This is a genomic window from Variovorax sp. J22G73 (assembly GCF_030317035.1).
Taxonomy (GTDB): domain Bacteria; phylum Pseudomonadota; class Gammaproteobacteria; order Burkholderiales; family Burkholderiaceae_C; genus Variovorax.
On record NZ_JASZYK010000001.1, the window covers coordinates 1,693,591 to 1,710,759 of the forward strand.

Consider the following 17,169-nt stretch of genomic DNA (forward strand, 5'->3'; position numbering starts at 1 on the left):
GCTGAACCCGAGCGGCGGCTGCTGTGAAGATAAAAACCCGAATCAGGCCTGGGCCGAAGCGCAGTCCGCCAGCTGCGGCTCGCGCCGGTCGAGCGCGCGGCTCAACAGCGCGATCGCCAGGCCCACCACCGTGAGCAGCGCCGCCACCCAGCCCAGCGCGGCCAGCCCCGGGCCGCGGCTGATGACCACGCCGCCGACCCATGCACCGAGCGCGTTGCCCAGGTTGAAGGCCGCGATGTTCAGGCTAGACGCCAGGTTCTGGCCCGCGCCCGAGGCCTTCTCCAGCACCCGCAGCTGCATGGGTGCCACGGTGGCGAACGAGGCCACGCCGAGCAGCCCGACGAACACCACCGCGGTGAACGGCGTGCCGATGGCGAACTGCATGGCGCCCAGCACTGCGGCCAGCACCACCAGCGTGCCGATCACGGCGGCCATCGGCGCGCGGTCGGCCAGCTTGCCGCCCAGGATGTTGCCCACCGCCAGCCCGCCGCCGAACACCAGCAGGATGGGCGACACGGCCGATTCCGACAGCCCCGTGAGCTGCGTGAGCAGCGGCTGGATGTACGTGAACACCACGAACACGCCGGCAAAGCCGAGCACCGTCATCGCCAGGCCCAGCAGCACCTGCGGGCGCGCCAGCACCGCCAGCTCTTCGCGCAGCGGGGCCGGCTTGGTCTCGCCCTTCACGCGCGGCACGAACACGGCGAGCACCGCGAGCGCCAGCACGCCGATGAGCGTCACCGCCCAGAAGGCCGCGCGCCAGCCGAAGTGCAGCCCCAGCCACGCACCGAAGGGCACGCCCAGCAGCGTGGCCGCGGTGAGGCCGGTGAACATGATGGCGATGGCCGAGGCGCGGCGCTCGGGCGCCACCAGGCCGGTGGCCACCACCGAGCCGACGCCGAAGAAGGTGCCGTGCGCCAGCGAAGTGACCACGCGCGCGGCCATCAGCATCTCGTAGTTGGGCGCCAGCGCGCAGGCCAGGTTGCCGAGCGTGAAGACCGCCATGAGCGCGAGCAGCACGGTCTTGCGCGGCAGCTTGCGCGTGGCGATGGTGAGCACGGGCGCGCCGACCGCCACCCCGAGCGCGTAGCCCGAGATGAGCAGGCCGGCGGCCGTGATGGAGACGTGGAGATCGGTCGAGACCTGCATCAGCAGGCCCATGATGACGAACTCGGTGGTGCCTATTCCGAAGGCACCGGCGGTGAGGGCAAGTAGAGCGATTGGCATGATGCCCTGTACTGTGAAGACATTCGCCTTCGATGACTAGAATGCCGCCGGTACAGACACTTGTGACTTCAAATCACAAGCTAATGAGCTACCGAGGCAACAGAAAGGGCAACCATGCCGCGCATCGACGTCAACCGCTCCGGCGAAATGGAGGCCTTCGTGCAGGTGGTCGAGTCCGGCGGGTTCTCCTCGGCGGCGCGCCTGTTGGGCATGACGCCTTCGGCGGTGAGCAAGCTGGTGGCGCGGCTGGAGCTGCGCCTGGGCATCCAGCTGGTGCATCGCTCCACGCGCAAGCTGCAGCTCACGCCCGAGGGCACCGAGTTCTACCAGCGCAGCACGCGCGTGCTGGCCGACATGGACGAGGCCGAGCGTTGCGCCGCGGCCGGTGCCGCGCCGCGCGGGCGCGTGAGCATCAACGCCAGCGTGTCCTTCGGGCACCACAAGCTGGTGCCGCTGGTGCCACGCCTGCTCGAGCTGCACCCGCAGATCACGCTCGACATTGCGCTGACCGACCGCATCGTCGACCTGATGGACGAGCGCGCCGACATCGCGATCCGCTGGGGCCAGCTGCCGTCGTCCGACCTGGTGGCGCGGCGCCTGGGCGAGACCAGCCAGACCATCCTGGCCGCGCCGTCGTACCTCGAAAAATACGGCACGCCGCGCACCCCGCAGGAGCTGGAGGCGCACAGCCAGCTCGGCTGGACTTTCATGCGAAAAGCGCCCGACTGGCCGTTTCGCGTGGACGGCCGCATGGTGTCGATGCCCGTGGCGGGCCCGGTGCGCGCGGGCGACGGCGAAACGCTGCGCCAGCTGGCGATCGCGGGGGCGGGCGTGGCGCGGCTGTCGCTGTACCACACGCAGCACGACATCGACGCCGGCCGGCTGGTGCCGCTGCTGGAGGAGTTCAACCCGTGCGAGGTGGAGCCGATCCACGCGGTGTACATCGGCAAGGCCGGCACGCTGCCCGCGCGGGTGCGGGCGGTGCTGGACTTTCTGGTGGCCTGCTCGGGCGTGGGCGGCGGGCGCTACACGCTCAAGCGAACGCTGCCGATGCCGGGAAACGCAGCGCTCACCTGATCGCCGCGGCGGCAGGGGAGGATGCCGACCCACGAGCCGGTGGTCACGACGGTGCCCTTGGGAACGGTCTGGCCGTGGCGGGTGACGTGGCGCAGCCACGTCGGCAGCAGCCAGGCCGGGTCGGCCAGCGGATGGGTGCCTTCGCGCACCACGGTTTCCGCGGAGCCGACCTTGGCTTCGCAGCGCTGCGAGGCCCAGTCGACGGCGGCGTAGGGCACCCAGTCGCCCACCGCCAGCGCACCGTGCACTTGCGAATCGGCGAGGCGGAGCAGGGCGGGCGTGGCCGCCAGGTCTTGCCAGCGCGCATCGACGATCTCGACCGACACGGCCATGGCGTCGATGAGCGATGCAGCGGTTTCGGGGGTGAGTTGCGCGGCTTGCGCGGGCGTGACGTCCTGGCCGAGGCGCAGGGCGATTTCGGCTTCGATGCCGGGGGTGTGGAACACGAGGTCGCTGAAATCGGAGGCGTTCTGTCGCACACCGGCGGGTGGCAGCGGCGCATGCGTGAGCGTCGCGCTGCGCGAAGCGCCGCCGGATTTCCAGGCACCGGGCACGGGCTGCGCGTCGAACCAGCCGAGCGCGGCGGCCACGGCGTCCTGCACTTCGTAGGCTTGCGCGTGGGTGGCGAGCGCATCGGTCCAGGGCGAGGCGTCGAGGGTCCGGTTGCCGCTGCGCGCGGCGACCAGGGCGTCTGTGAGGGCTGTTTGGGAAGGGGTCATTTTTGGGATCTTCTCAGGTTGCTCAAGGCGTTTGGTTGTTGTCGCCTTTTCAGGGTTTGTTCGGGACGGGTGAACAGGCCGCCGGGTACTTCCCTCCGCGAATGTCCCCCGCCTTCGGCTCCTCCTTTATTTCGCTGCGGGAAGCACCCGACGCCCTGTTCACTTGGGCACGCGGCTGGTGAACCGCTGATCGACAACCGCCGGCGTGTCGCGCCCCGAACAGCGACCTTCAACACTGACGACGACCTCAGCTCTCAACGTGAACGTTCCCGTCCTTCACGACCTTCGCCCACTTCGCGATCTCGGTGCTGATGAACTGCTTGAACTTGTCCTGCGAACCACCACCGTCTTCCGCGCCATAGGTGTCCAGGCGCTCCTGCACGTCGGGCATGGCGAGCACGGTGTTCACGTCGCGGTTCACTTTCTGCGCAATGGCCGCCGGCAGCTTGCCCGGGCCGGCCAGCCCGTACCAGGTCGTGGCCTCGAAACCCTGGAAGCCTTGCTCCTGCATCGTCGGCACGTTGGGGTGGCCCTTGGCGCGCTTGGTGCGGGTCTGCGCGACGGCGATGACGCGGCCGTTCTTCACATGCGGCGTGGCGGCCGTCATGGTCTCGAAGCTGTACTGGATCTGCCCGCCCATCAGGTCGGCCAGCAAGGGGCCGCTGCCCTTGTACGGCACGTGCAGCGCGTCGACGCCGCCCTGCAGCTTGAACATTTCCAGCGCCAGGTGCTGGGCCGATCCCGCGCCCGCGGAACCGAAGCTCAGGGTGCCCGGCGCGGCCTTGCAGGCGGCGACGATGTCCTTCACGTTCAATGCCTTCTGGCCCGGGTTGGCGATGAGCAGGTTGGGCGTGACGCCCACCAGCACGATGGGCACGAAGTCGCGCTCCACGTTGTAGCGCAGCTTGGGCTGCAGGCTGGGCGCGAGCGCGTGGCTGTTGATGTGCGCCATGAGCAGGGTGCTGCCGTCCGCGGGCTGCTGCGCCACGTAGTCGGCGGCCAGGACACCGGCCACGCCGCCCTTGTTCTCGACGATGACCTGCTGGCCCCACATGAGGGTGAGCTTCTGCGCGACCACGCGCGCCAGCGCGTCGGTGCCGCCGCCCGGCGGAAAACCGACGACGATGCGCACCGGCCCCGAAGGCCACTCCTGCGCGAAAAGCCGGGGCACGCCCAGCGTGGCGGCCGCGCCCGCGGCGGCCTGGATCAGGGAACGTCTTTGCATCATCTTTGTCTCCGTGGTGTTGGGGTCCGATGCGTGCCGGGCCGTGTTGCATGGCGCCCGGCAAGGGGGCCGCCGCATCGTTCGAGCGATGCGTTGCGGCCGGTGTGTAGTGAAGGCGCTAAGTCGCCTTCTTCAGCGCCGCCGGCGCTAAGCCGCCTTCTGCAGCGCCACTGGCGCTGCGTGGCTCGCGAAATGGTCCATGGCCGCGTGCACGCCGCTGGCAGCCAGCTTGATGCCCGCGAGCTTCATGCCCATTTCCACGCCCGCGACCATGGCGACCAGCGTCAGGTCGTTGCTGTCGCCCAGGTGGCCCATGCGGAACATGCGGCCCTTGAGCTTGCCCAGCCCGGTGCCCAGCGACAGGTCGAAGCGCTGGTGGATCAGGCGGCGTAGCGCGTCGGCGTCCACGCCCTCGGGCGTGATCACGCCGGTGAGCACGGGCGAGTACACGGCCGGGTCGGCGCACTGCACCGGCAGGCCCCACGCGTTCACCGCGGCGCGCACGCCCGCGGCCCAGCGCTGGTGGCGCGCGAACACGTTGTCCAGCCCTTCGCCGAGCAGCATGTCCAGCGACTCGGACAGGCCGTACAGCAGGTTGGTGTTGGGCGTGTAGGGCCAGTAGCCGTCCTTGTTCATCTCGACGATCTCGCCCCAGTCCCAGAAGGCGCGCGGCAGCTTCGCATGCTTGGCGGCCTCGAGCGCGCGCGGCGAAAGCGCGTTGAAGCTGATGCCCGGCGGCAGCATCAGGCCCTTCTGCGAGCCGCTGACGGTCACGTCCACGCCCCATTCGTCGTGCCGGAAATCGGCGCTCGCCAGGCCCGAGATGCTGTCGACCAGCAGCAGGGCAGGGTGGCCGGCCGCGTCGATGGCCTTTCGCACCGAGGCGATATCGGAGGTCACGCCGGTGGAGGTCTCGTTGTGCACCACGCACACGGCCTTGATCTTCTTTTCGGTGTCCTTGCGCAGGCGCGCCTCGATGAGCTCGGCCTGCACGCCGCGGCGCCAGCCGGGCGCGTTGGGCAGTTGCGCGTCGGTGCCGGCGAAGGCCAGGAACTCGGTCGACAGGCCCAGGCGCGTGGCCATCTTCTGCCACAGCGAGGCGAAGTGGCCCGTTTCGTACATGAGCACGTGGTCGCCCGGGCTCAGCGTGTTGGCCAGCGCGGCCTCCCACGCGCCGGTGCCCGAGGCGGGGTAGATGGCGACCGGGTGCTTCGTCTTGAAGACCTGCTGGATGCCGCCCAGCACCTTGAGCCCCAGCGTGCCGAACTCGGGCCCGCGGTGGTCGATGGTGGGCAGGCTCATGGCCCGCAGGATGCGGTCGGGCACCGGACTGGGCCCCGGAATCTGGAGGAAGTGGCGACCGGTGGGATGGATGTCGAGTTGCAGCATGGACTGTCCTTTCACCTGTCAGTTTTGCATTCAAAATGCATTTTGTTTTGATGGTTTACCCTGAAGCGCTGCGCTTGTGAGCCTCATTTTTTGCATTCAAAATGCAATCAACGGAAAGAACCATGACCGCTGAAATCATCGAGATCTCCAGGCTTGCGCTGCATGACCAGGTGGCGTCGCGCCTGCGCACCATGCTGGTCGAAGGCCACATCGCGCCGGGCGCCAAGCTCAACGAGCGCGAGCTGTGCCTGCAGCTGAACGTGTCGCGCACGCCGCTGCGCGAGGCCATCAAGCTGCTGGCCGCCGAAGGGCTGGTCGACCTGCTGCCCAACCGTGGCGCGGTGGCGGTGAAGCTCACCGAGGCCGACGTGCTCGACACCTTCGAGGTGCTGGCCATGCTCGAGGGCATGTCGGGCGAACTGGCGGCCAAGCGCATCACCGACGAAGAGCTGGCCGAGGTGCGCGCGCTGCACTACGAAATGATGGCCTGCTTCTCTCGGCGTGACCTCTCGGGCTATTACAGGCTGAACGCGCGCATCCACACGGCCATCAACGACGCGGCCGCCAACCCGGTGCTGTCGAACACCTACCGCTCCATCAACGCCCGCGTGCAGTCGTTGCGCTTTCGCACCAACCAGAACGAGGCCAAGTGGAAGCACGCGGTGCAGGAGCACGAGCAGATGATCGATGCGCTGGCCGCGCGCGACGCCGCCGCCATGCGCAAGGTGCTGGTGGCGCACGTGCTGCGCAAGCGCGACACGGTGCTGGAGCTGCTGCGCGCGGGCGAGATCTATCCGGTGGCGAAGACCAGCGCCAAGGCCAAGCCAAGCTGACGAGCTGACAAGTCGGACTCGAATCTCAAGAAAAAACCGAAGCCCCCACACCATGCGCATCGATCCCGCCAGCCACATGCAGCCAGCCGGAACCGTTCTTCCGCCCAACGACACCTGCGAGCTGCTCGCACGCCGCCTGCGCGCCGACACGCAGGGCGAGGTGCTGTTCGACGACGGCTCGCGCGGGCGCTACGCCACCGACGCGTCGATCTACCAGATCACGCCCGTGGGCGCCTTCGTGCCGACGAACGAGCGCGACATCGCGACCGCCATCGACATCGCGCGCGACCTGAAGGTGCCGGTGCTCGCGCGCGGCGGCGGCACTAGCCAGTGCGGGCAGACCACGGGCGCGGCGCTGGTGATCGACAACAGCAAGCACTTTCGCAAGGTGCTCGACGTGAACGTGCAGGAGGGCACCGCCACGGTGGAGCCCGGCCTGGTGCTCGACCACCTGAACGCGCAGCTCAAGCCGCACGGGCTCTGGTACCCGGTCGATGTGTCGACCAGCGCGCAGGCCACGCTGGGTGGCATGGCGGGCAACAACTCGTGCGGTTCGCGCTCCATCGCATACGGCAACATGGTGCACAACGTGCTGGGCGCGAGCGCGTGGCTGTCGAACGGCGAGCTGGTCGAGTTCGGGCCCGTGGGTTCGCTCGGCGTGCGCGCGGCCGGCATCGCGCAGTTCGTGCGCGGGCTGGCGCGCCAGCACCGCGAGGCCATGGCCGAGCACTGGCCCAAGGTGATGCGCCGCGTGGCGGGCTACAACCTCGACATCTTCGACAACCAGAGCGAGAAGCCCTACACCGCCGACGGCAGCGTGAACCTGGCGCACCTGCTCATCGGCTCCGAGGGCACGCTGGCCTACACGCGCAGCCTGAAGCTCAAGCTCGCGCCGCTGCCGCGCGCCAAGGTGCTGGGCATCGTCAACTTTGCGACCTTTCATGCGGCGATGGATTCGGCGCAGCACATCGTCAAGCTCGGGCCCACGGCGGTGGAGCTGGTCGACCGCACCATGATCGAGCTGGCGCTGGCCAACCCGGCCTTCAGGCCCACGGTGGAAACCGCGCTCATCGGCAAGCCCGCGGCCATCCTGCTGGTGGAGTTCTCAGGCGCCGACAAGGCCGCGCTGCTGCCCCGACTGAAGCAGTTGGTCGAGCTGATGGGCGACCTGGGCCTGCCCGGCAGCGTGGTCGAAATGCCCGACGAGGCGCGCCAGAAAAACCTGTGGGAAGTGCGCAAGGCGGGGCTGAACATCATGATGAGCCTGAAGGGCGACGGCAAGCCGGTGAGCTTCATCGAAGACTGCGCGGTGCCGCTCGCGCACCTGGCCGAGTACACCGACGCGCTGACCGAAGTGTTCGCGCGGCACGGCAGCCGCGGCACCTGGTACGCGCATGCCTCGGTCGGCACGCTGCATGTGCGGCCCATCCTGGACATGCGGGTGGACGGCGCGGCCAAGATGCGCGTCATCGCGGAAGAGGCCAGCGCGCTGGTGCGCAAGTACAAGGGCGCGTTCAGCGGCGAGCACGGCGACGGGCTGTGCCGCGGCGAGTGGATCGAATGGCAGTTCGGCCCCGCCATCAACGACGCCTTTCGCGCCATCAAGCGCAAGCTGGACCCCATCGGCCTGTTCAACCCCGGCAAGATCATCGACCCGCCGCGCATGGACGACGGCGCGCTGTTTCGCTTTGCGCCGCCCACGGCGCCCAAGCCGTACCGCCGCATCGAGCTCAAGCCCGTGCTCGACTGGTCGGGCTGGAACGTCGATGCCGACCCCGTCACCGAGGTAACCACCGCTCCCGGCACCGGCGGCGACAGCACCGGCGGCCTGGCCAAGGCCGTGGAAATGTGCAACAACAACGGCCACTGCCGCAAGTTCGACGCCGGCACCATGTGCCCCAGCTACCGCGTGACGCGCGACGAGCAGCACCTGACGCGCGGCCGCGCCAACACGCTGCGCCTGGCGCTGTCGGGCCAACTGGGCCCCGACGCCTTCACCAGCGAGGCCATGCACGACACCATGGACCTGTGCGTCGGCTGCAAGGGCTGCAAGCGCGACTGCCCCACGGGCGTGGACATGGCGAAGATGAAGGTCGAGTTTCTGGACCACTACAAGAAGCGCCACGGCCACACCCTGAAAGACCGGCTGGTGGCGAACCTGCCCGACTACGCGCACAAGGCCAGCCGCATGCCGTGGCTGCTGAACCTGCGCAACAGCGTGCCCGGCGCGGCGTGGCTCGGGGAAAAGATGCTTGGCTTTTCTGCCAGGCGCTCGCTGCCCGCATGGCGCAGCGACACCTTCTGGCGCGCCAGGACCAACGAGCCGGGCCTGTTCGTCGAGCGCGAGGTGGCGCTGGCCATTGCGCGCCGCGGCGGCAAGGCGGCGGTGCTGTTCGTCGACACCTTCAACGGCACCTTCGAGAGCGAGAACGCCTTCGCCGCCGCGCGCGTGCTGCAGGCCGCGGGCTACGTGCTGCACACGGTCGAGAAGCGCGGCGGGCACCATTGCTGCGGCCGCACCTTCCTGGCGAGCGGCATGGTCGACGAGGCGAAGAAGAAGGCCGAGGCGCTGATCGACGCGCTGCTGCCGCTCGCGCGTGCTGGCGTGCCCATCGTCGGCCTGGAGCCGTCGTGCCTGCTCACGCTGCGCGACGAGACGCTGGTGATGGGCTTCGGCGAAAAGGCCGAGCTGGTCGCCAGGCACGCGCTGCTGTTCGAGGAGTTCATTGCACGCGAGATCAGGCAGGGCCGCTTCGAGCTGCAGCTGAAGCCGGCCACGCAGCCCATCCTGCTGCACGGCCACTGCCACCAGAAGGCCTTCGGCGCGGTGAGCCCGGTGATGGAGGTGCTCAAGCTCATTCCGGGCGCGCAGCCCGAGCTCATCGAAAGCTCGTGCTGCGGCATGGCCGGCAGCTTCGGCTACGAGGCCAGCCACTACGAGGTGTCGATGCAGATGGCCGAGGCCAGCCTGCTGCCGGCCATTCGCAAGCAGCCCGATGCCATCGTGGTGGCCGACGGCACCAGCTGCCGCCACCAGATCGAGGACGGCGCGCAGAGAAAGGCGGTGCATGTGGCGGTGCTGCTGGAGCGGCACCTGCTGCACGCGGACGCGGCGGGCGGCGCGGCCTGACCTGCGCAGCCTGCACGAACTGCCTGCCCTGCGCGCGCTGCACGATCAGCACGATCGTGCGGGCTGCCGCAAAATAGCCGCGCCACCCCGCTCCGATGTCGACCACCCTCACTTCCCACGTTCCCGCGCAGCCCACGCTGCGGCTCGCCTTTGCGCTGTCGATGGGCGCGGCCGTGTCGCTCGGCATCACGCGCTTCGCCTACGGGCTGCTGCTGCCGCCGATGCGCGCGGACCTGGGCTGGAGCTATGCGCTGGCCGGGGGCATGAACACGGCGAACGCGGTCGGCTACCTGATCGGCGCGTTGATCACGCCAGCGCTGATGCGGCGCTTCGGCGTGGTGCGGCTGCTGGTGGTCGGGGCGGTGCTGGCCAGCGTGTTCATGGCGGGCAGCGGCTTTGTCACCGCCGCGCCGGCCTTGCTGGCGCAGCGCCTGCTGGCGGGCGTGGCGAGCGCCTGGGTGTTCGTGGCGGGCGGGCTGCTGGCGGCGCGGCTCGGCGAGGCCGATGCGGCGAACGGCGCTTCACGCGGGGGGCTGCTGCTGGGCATCTACTACGGCGGCACCGGCTTCGGCATTCTGCTGTCGGCGCTGCTGGTGCCGCAGGTGCTGAAGGCGGCGTCGCAGGTTCCGCATGGCTGGGCCTGGGCGTGGTGGGCGCTGGCCGTTGCCAGCGGCGCGGCCACCTGCCTGCTGGCCTGGGCGGGGCGCGCCATGCCCGAGCGGCCGGTGCATGCATCGTCCGCGGGAACGGGCGCTGGAGCGGCAACCGCAAGCACGGCACCGCCGGTCGCGCTGCGCCGCTTCGGCTGGGCGCTCGCGGGCTACACGCTGTTCGGCATGGGCTACATCGGCTACATGACCTTCGTGATCGCGCTGCTGCGCGAGCAGGGCGCCAGCGCCAGCTTCGTCACGTTGTTCTATGCCTTGCTGGGCGTCGCGTGCGTGGCGTCGTCGCGGTTGTGGGCCGGGCTGCTCGACCGGTACCGCGGCGGGCAACCGCAGGCCTTGCTCAACGGCTTGCTGGGCGTGGCCACGCTGCTGCCGGTGCTGAGCGCGTCGGCGCCGGTGGCGCTGGTGTCGGGCGTGCTGTTCGGCGGGGTCTTCTTGTCGGTGGTGGCATCGACCACCGCGCTGGTGCGTCACAACCTGCCGTCGTCGCGCTGGGCGCAGGGCATCAGCATGTTCACCATCGTCTTCGCGCTGGGGCAGATCGTGGGGCCGACCGTCACCGGCTGGATCTCCGACGGGCCGGGCGGCCTGGCGCGCGGCCTGGTGGCGTCGGCCATCGCGCTGTGGCTGGGCGCGGTGCTGGCATCGCGCCAGCACGCGCTGCAGGAGGCCTGATGAGCGGCTTTGCGCTGTTCGACACCGCCATCGGCGTGTGCGCGCTGGCGTGGGGGCCGCAGGGGCTGGTCGGCGTGCAATTGCCGGCCGACGACGGCGAACCGGCCACCCGATTGCGCATGCAGCGGCGGTTTCCGGAATTGCGCGAGCAATTGCCCGATGAGGCCGATGAGGCCGATGAAATGGCGCAGCGCGCCATCACCGCCATCCAGGATTTGCTGCAAGGCAAGCACGACGACCTGCTGCACATTGCGCTCGACATGCGCGGCGTGTCGGAATTTCACCAGCGCATCTACGCCATTGCGCGGCGCATTCCGCCGGGGCAAACGCGCACCTATGGCGACATCGCGCAAGAGCTCGGCGACACGACCCTGGCCCGCGCGGTCGGCCAGGCGATGGGCCTGAACCCCTTCGCGCCGGTGGTGCCCTGCCACCGCGTGCTGGCCGCGGGCAACAAGCCCGGCGGCTTTTCCGCCGGCGGCGGCGCGCTGACCAAGCTGCGCATGCTCGGCATAGAGGATGCCCGGCCGAACGGAATGGGCTCGCTTTTTTAAACAAAGCGCCGTCCTAATTCAAAAGCGCCGCCCTTTCCTGCAAATGGAGAGAATTCGAGAGAATTGGAGCGCAATTAAAAACAAATAGCCGAAAACCCGTATTAGCCGGGTATGAAATTGCTGCGATTGGGCGTAAAAATAAAAACGCTGGTTTCGCCGCGCAATTCATAGGGCCTTGTAAAGCCGAATTTCCAGAGCGAATTCCAGCCGGTCCGGGCAGGAGGTCCGGGGTAGCTCACAGGGGAGTCCGCAGATGCTGTGCACGCAGCGCTGCGAGCGGCTTTGCAAGAAAGCAGGCGCGGCCCATGAACAAGTCGTTTCGAAGCGCCTTTAACGCGTCCCTCGGCGCGTGGGTGGCGGTTCCGGAAACCAGCCTGGCACGCGGCAAGCCCAACCGCGCGGGCCGCCGGACCGCGTTGAAGTTCGCGCTGGCGGCTGCGGCGCTCGTCGTATTGCAGGCCTGGCCGCGAACGGCTTTGGCCGACGTCATCCTGATGAGCTCGACCTGCGCGACGGGTGCCTCCGTCGCGCCAGGCCGCGTCAATCCGGGCCCCACCACCAACGGGCCCGCCGGCGTCGGCGCGCCCAGCTCGGACGGCTCGGGCACCTATTCGTCGGTGGCGGGCTGCAACGCGAGCGGGGGCGGTTTCAATTCGGTCACGGTGTACGGCAGCTTCGCCAGCGCTACCGGCATCGGCGCATCGGCGCTGGGCTTCCTGAGCGTGGCCAACCGCTGGTCGACCGCGTTCGGGCTGGAGTCGTCGGCCAGCGGCATCTCGAGCATTGCGATGGGATTCGGCAGCAACGCGCCGGGGGCCAACGCGGTCGCCATCGGCGGCTCGGGGGGCGACGGCACCACGCCGCTGAGCGTCGCCAACTCGACCACCGCCTCTGGCGCCGGCGCGGTCGCCATCGGCGCCAACGCGACCAAGGGCGCGCAGGCTGCGGCGCCGAACGGCATTGCGCTGGGTGGCCAGGCATCGGTCGTCGCCGCCGCCACCTCGGGCATCGCCATCGGGCGAGGCTCGACGGTCACCGGGGCGTTCGGCATCGCGCAGGGCGACGGCGCCAAGTCGACGGCGGGCGGGGCCATCGCATTCGGCACCTTGTCGGAGGCGCACGGCACCAATTCCGCCGCCTTCGGCTACAGCGCCATCGCAAGCCAGGCGAACGGCATCGCCGTGGGCACGGGCGCCGAATCCGCGGGCCTCGGGAGCACGGCGCTGGGCTCGTTCACCCGAGCGCACGGCGACAACTCGCTGGCGCTGGGCGGCTCCGACGCATTCAATACGGCAGACATCGCCCTGGGTTCCGGTGCCGCGGCCGGGCTGGCGTCCGACACGACATCGACGCGCAACGTCGCCATCGGCGTGACGGCCGCGGCCACCGGCGGCTTTTCGTCCGCATTGGGCGCGACCACCCAGGCCACCGCAGCCGGCGCCACCGCCCTGGGCAGCAACGCCACCAAGGGCGCGATGGCCCTCGCGCCCGATTCCATCGCCATCGGCGGGCAGTCCGAAGTGCTCGGGGTCTCTACGTCGGGCATCGCCATCGGCCGCGGCGCCTTCGTCGACGGCGCGTTCGGCATTGCGCAGGGCGACGGCAGCTTCAGCGGCCCCACCGGGCACAACGTGGCCATCGGCTCGTCAGGCACCGCCGCGGACAGCGACACCGCCACCGGCGGCGCGGTGGCCGTCGGGCGTGCGCAAAACGCCGGGGGCGACGGTGCCGTGGCCCTGGGTAGCGCGAACACGGCGCTCGGCGTCGGCGCGGTCGCGCTGGGCAATGCGAACAACGCCAACGGCGCGGGCGCGCTGGCCTTCGGCTCCGGCGCCAATTCGAACGGCACCGGCGCCATCGCCATCGGCAGCACGTCGAAGGCCACGGCCGCGAATTCGACGGCGCTCGGGTCCAGCGCGAACGCCGCCGGACAGAACGCCACCGCACTCGGAAACTCGGCATGGGCCGGCGGCGTGAACGCCGCCGCGTTCGGCTTCGGCACAAACGCCAGCGGCAGCCGCAGCGTTGCCATCGGTTCCGGCGCCAACGCCGTCGCCGACTTCGCGACGGCCGCCGGCCGGCTGGCGAATGCCTCCGGCGTGGGCGCGACGGCGCTGGGCGGCAACGCCGCGTCGGGCGCAGCCGCAGCAGCCGCCGATTCGCTGGCCTTCGGTGGCCAGTCCAGCGTGGGCTCAACGGCAACCTCAGGCATTGCCGTCGGGCGCGGTGCCACCGTGAGCGGTGCCTTCGGCATTGCGCAGGGCGACGGTGCGAACGCCGTGGGCCAGGGCGCCGTTGCCCTGGGCACTTCCGCCGCGGCCGGCGCATCGAACTCGACGGCGCTCGGGGCCAGCGCCAACGCCTCCGAGCAGAACGCCACGGCGGTTGGCACCTCGGCGCTGGCCGGGGGCATCAACTCCGCCGCGCTCGGGTTCAACACCAACGCTAACGGCGTTCGCAGCATCGCCATCGGCTCGGCCGCCAACGCCGTCGCCGACTACGCGACAGCGGTCGGCCGGCTGGCGAATGCATCCGGCACGGGCGCGACGGCCCTGGGCGGCAACGTCACCCTGGGCGCCGTGGCCGGCGCGACCGATTCCGTGGCCATCGGCGGGCAGTCGAACGTCGGTGCCGCGGCAACCTCGGGCATCGCCATCGGCCGCGGTGCGACGGTCGGGGCCGCCTTCGGCATTGCCCAGGGCGACGGCGTGACCAGCGGCGCGACCGGACAGAACGTGGCCATCGGCTCCAGCGGCACCACGGCCAACAGCGGCACGTCAACCGGCGGCGCGGTGGCCATCGGGCGCGGGCAGAAGGCCACGGGCAACGGCGCCGTGGCCATCGGCGACCCCAACACCGCCACGGGCGACGGTGCCGTCGCACTGGGCGCCAACGCCACGGCGGCCGGCAACCTGGCCGGTACCACCGCCGCCAACGGTGCGGTGGCGCTGGGCAATTCGGTCAACGCCATCGGGCAAGGGTCCGTGGCGTTGGGCAATGCGAGTGACGCGATCGGCGGCGGGGCGGTGGCGCTGGGCAACACGGCGCGCGCGGCCGCTCCGAGCGCGCTGGCCTTCGGCACCGGCGCCAGGTCCAACGGCAACAGCGCGACGGCCATCGGCGCCAACGCCAACGCGGCATTCGCCAACGACCTTGCCATCGGCAGCAATTCACTGGCGGTGGGCGACGCCAGCGGCAACTCGTCGACGGCCTACGGCAATTCGGCGCAGGCCGTCGGCATCAATTCCATGGCGTTCGGCACGCTTGCCAATGCGTCCGGCGCGTCGTCCGAGGCCTTCGGCGCCGGTGCGAACGCCGTCGGCGCCAACGCCATGGCGTTCGGCACTTCCGCCAAGGCCAGCGGCGCGAGTTCGTCGGCGTTCGGGACCGGCGCGAACGCCGGCGGACAGAACGCCACGGCCATCGGCAACGGTGCGGCGGCGGCCGGCCAGAACGCCACGGCCATCGGTCCCACCGCATCGGCCGGCGCACTGAACGCCATTGCGCTCGGCCTCGCCGCGAACGCCGGCGGCATCCGCGGCATCGCCATCGGGTCCGGTTCCAGCGCCGGTGGCGACAACGCCGCGGCCCTCGGCCGGCTGGCAAATGCTTCGGCGGCAGGCGCAACGGCGCTGGGGGGCAACGCCACCGCCGGTGCCGCGGCCGGCGCCACCGATTCCATCGCCATCGGCGGGCAGTCGGTCGTGGCGTCCGGGGCCACTTCGGGCATCGCCATCGGCCTGGGCGCGAATGCGAGCGTGGCGCGCAGCGTGGCGCTGGGCGACGGCGCCACGACCGCGGCTGCGACCGGCGTTTCCAGCGCCACGGTCGGCGGCATCACCTACGGCGGTTTTGCCGGGGCGGCGCCGGTGGGGGTGGTCAGCGTGGGTGCGGCGGGCGCCGAGCGGCAGGTCACCAACGTGGCCGCGGGGCAGGTGACCGCGACCTCGACCGATGCGATCAACGGCAGCCAGCTGTTCGCCGGGCTGAGCACTACGGGCAGCGGGATCGCTAGCCTTTCTTCGGGGTTGAGCACGGTGACGAGTGGGATTGGGAGTTTGTCGACGGGGTTGAGTACGACGAACAGCGGGATCACGAGTCTTTCTTCGGGGCTGAGCACGGTGACGAGTGGGATCGGTAGTTTGTCGACGGGGTTGAGCACGACGAACAGCGGGATCACGAGTCTTTCGTCGGGGCTGAGCACGGTGACGAGTGGGATCGGGAGCTTGTCGACGGGGCTGAGTACGACGAACAGCAGTGTGGGCAGCCTGTCGATATCGACATCGACCGGGTTGAGCACGGCCACCAGCGGGATCACGAGCTTGTCGACCGGGCTGAGCACCGCGACGAGCGGCATCACCAGCCTGTCATCGGGCCTGAGCACCGCGACAAGCGGGATCGCGAGTTTGTCCACCGGCCTGAGCACGACGAACAGCAGTGTGGTCAGCTTGTCGACTTCCACTTCGACGGGGCTGAGCACGGCCACAAGCGGCATCACCAGTCTGTCATCGGGCCTGAGCACTGCGACGAGCGGGATCACGAGTTTGTCTTCCGGCCTGAGCACCACGAACAGCAGCGTGGCCAGCTTGTCGACGTCCACCTCGACAGGACTGAGCACTGCGACGAGCAGCATCGACAGCTTGTCTGTATCGACTTCGACCGGGTTGAGCACGGCCACGAGCGGAATCACCAGTCTGTCGACCGGGCTAAGCACCACGAACAGCAACGTGAACAGCTTGTCGACGTCCACCTCGACAGGACTGAGCACCGCGACGAGCAGCATCGACAGCTTGTCCGTATCGACGTCGACCGGGTTAAGCACGGCCACCAGCGGAATCACCAGTCTGTCGACAGGGCTGAGCACCACGAACAGCGTCGTAGACAGCCTGTCGACTTCTACGTCTACAGGACTGAGCACCGCGACCAGTGGCATCACCAGCCTGTCGACAGGCCTGAGCACGACGAACAGCAATGTAGACAGCCTGTCGACTTCGACCTCGACGGGACTGAGCACCGCCACCAGCGGGATCACGAGCCTTTCGACCGGGCTGAGCACCACGAACAGCAACGTCGACAGCTTGTCGACTTCCACATCGACAGGATTGAGCACGGCAACAAGTGGGATCACGAGCCTGTCCACGGGCCTCAGCACGACGAACAGCGTCGTCGACAGTCTGTCGACTTCCACATCAACAGGCTTGAGCACTGCAACGAGCAGCATCGACAGCCTGTCTACTTCAACATCGACGGGGCTCAGCACAGCCACAAGCGGAATCGCAAGCCTGTCGTCCGGCCTGAGTACCGCGACCAGCGGTATCACCAGCTTGTCGACGGGCTTGAGTACTACGAACAGCAACGTGGACAGCTTGTCGACCTCGACATCGACAGGCCTCAGCACGGCGACCAGTGGAATCACTAGCCTGTCGTCCGGCCTGAGTACCGCGACCAGCGGTATCACCAGCTTGTCGACTGGCCTCAGCACCACGAACAGCAATGTGGACAGCCTGTCGACTTCGACCTCGACAGGGCTGAGCACCGTGACGAGCGGCATCAGCAGCCTATCGACCGGCTTGAGTACGACGAACAGCAACGTGGACAGCTTGTCGACTTCGACATCGACAGGCCTCAGCACAGCAACCAGTGGAATCACCAGCCTGTCGACGGGCTTGAGT

The 17,169-nt window shown here is 69.3% G+C and carries 10 protein-coding genes; 6 read left to right on the forward strand and 4 right to left on the reverse strand.

Annotation, left to right across the window (positions count from 1 at the left end; all coding sequences use genetic code 11):
- Positions 1 to 42: 42 nt before the first annotated feature.
- Entirely contained in the window at positions 43 to 1,227 is a 1,185-nt protein-coding gene (locus tag QTI51_RS07915) for an MFS transporter (protein ID WP_286512054.1), read from the reverse strand.
- Positions 1,228 to 1,341: 114 nt separating this feature from the next.
- Here QTI51_RS07915 and QTI51_RS07920 point away from each other — a divergent pair, with 114 nt between their 5' ends.
- The gene (locus tag QTI51_RS07920) at positions 1,342 to 2,304 is read left to right on the forward strand and encodes a LysR family transcriptional regulator (protein ID WP_116909067.1); all 963 of its coding nucleotides are present in this window, start codon (positions 1,342 to 1,344) and stop codon (positions 2,302 to 2,304) included.
- On the opposite strand, the gene QTI51_RS07925 is transcribed toward QTI51_RS07920, so the two are convergent.
- The 3 genes from QTI51_RS07925 to QTI51_RS07935 form a co-directional block, all read right to left on the reverse strand.
- Entirely contained in the window at positions 2,253 to 3,023 is a 771-nt protein-coding gene (locus QTI51_RS07925) for a fumarylacetoacetate hydrolase family protein (RefSeq protein WP_116909068.1), read from the reverse strand. The genes QTI51_RS07920 and QTI51_RS07925 overlap by 52 nt on opposite strands.
- 247 nt (positions 3,024 to 3,270) lie before the next feature.
- Positions 3,271 to 4,248, reverse strand: a complete 978-nt coding sequence (locus QTI51_RS07930) for a Bug family tripartite tricarboxylate transporter substrate binding protein (protein ID WP_165840303.1) — start codon at positions 4,246 to 4,248, stop codon at positions 3,271 to 3,273.
- A 147-nt stretch (positions 4,249 to 4,395) separates the two neighbouring features.
- The gene (locus QTI51_RS07935; RefSeq protein WP_116909070.1) at positions 4,396 to 5,637 is read right to left on the reverse strand and encodes a pyridoxal-phosphate-dependent aminotransferase family protein; all 1,242 of its coding nucleotides are present in this window, start codon (positions 5,635 to 5,637) and stop codon (positions 4,396 to 4,398) included.
- 122 nt (positions 5,638 to 5,759) lie between these two features.
- Here QTI51_RS07935 and QTI51_RS07940 point away from each other — a divergent pair, with 122 nt between their 5' ends.
- The 5 genes from QTI51_RS07940 to QTI51_RS07960 form a co-directional block, all read left to right on the forward strand.
- The gene (locus tag QTI51_RS07940) at positions 5,760 to 6,470 is read left to right on the forward strand and encodes a GntR family transcriptional regulator (RefSeq protein WP_116909071.1); all 711 of its coding nucleotides are present in this window, start codon (positions 5,760 to 5,762) and stop codon (positions 6,468 to 6,470) included.
- A 52-nt stretch (positions 6,471 to 6,522) separates the two neighbouring features.
- A complete protein-coding gene (locus tag QTI51_RS07945; protein WP_116909072.1) occupies positions 6,523 to 9,600 on the forward strand; it encodes an FAD-binding and (Fe-S)-binding domain-containing protein in 3,078 nt (1,025 codons plus the stop codon).
- Positions 9,601 to 9,695: 95 nt separating this feature from the next.
- Positions 9,696 to 10,943: a YbfB/YjiJ family MFS transporter gene (locus QTI51_RS07950; protein WP_116909073.1), complete on the forward strand. Its 1,248-nt coding sequence runs from the start codon at positions 9,696 to 9,698 to the stop codon at positions 10,941 to 10,943.
- The gene (locus tag QTI51_RS07955) at positions 10,943 to 11,497 is read left to right on the forward strand and encodes a methylated-DNA--[protein]-cysteine S-methyltransferase (RefSeq protein WP_116909074.1); all 555 of its coding nucleotides are present in this window, start codon (positions 10,943 to 10,945) and stop codon (positions 11,495 to 11,497) included. Before QTI51_RS07950 ends, QTI51_RS07955 begins: the two co-directional genes overlap by 1 nt.
- 305 nt (positions 11,498 to 11,802) lie before the next feature.
- Positions 11,803 to 17,169, forward strand: a 5,367-nt coding sequence (locus QTI51_RS07960) for an ESPR-type extended signal peptide-containing protein (protein ID WP_286512037.1), incomplete at its 3' end; no start/stop codon positions are given.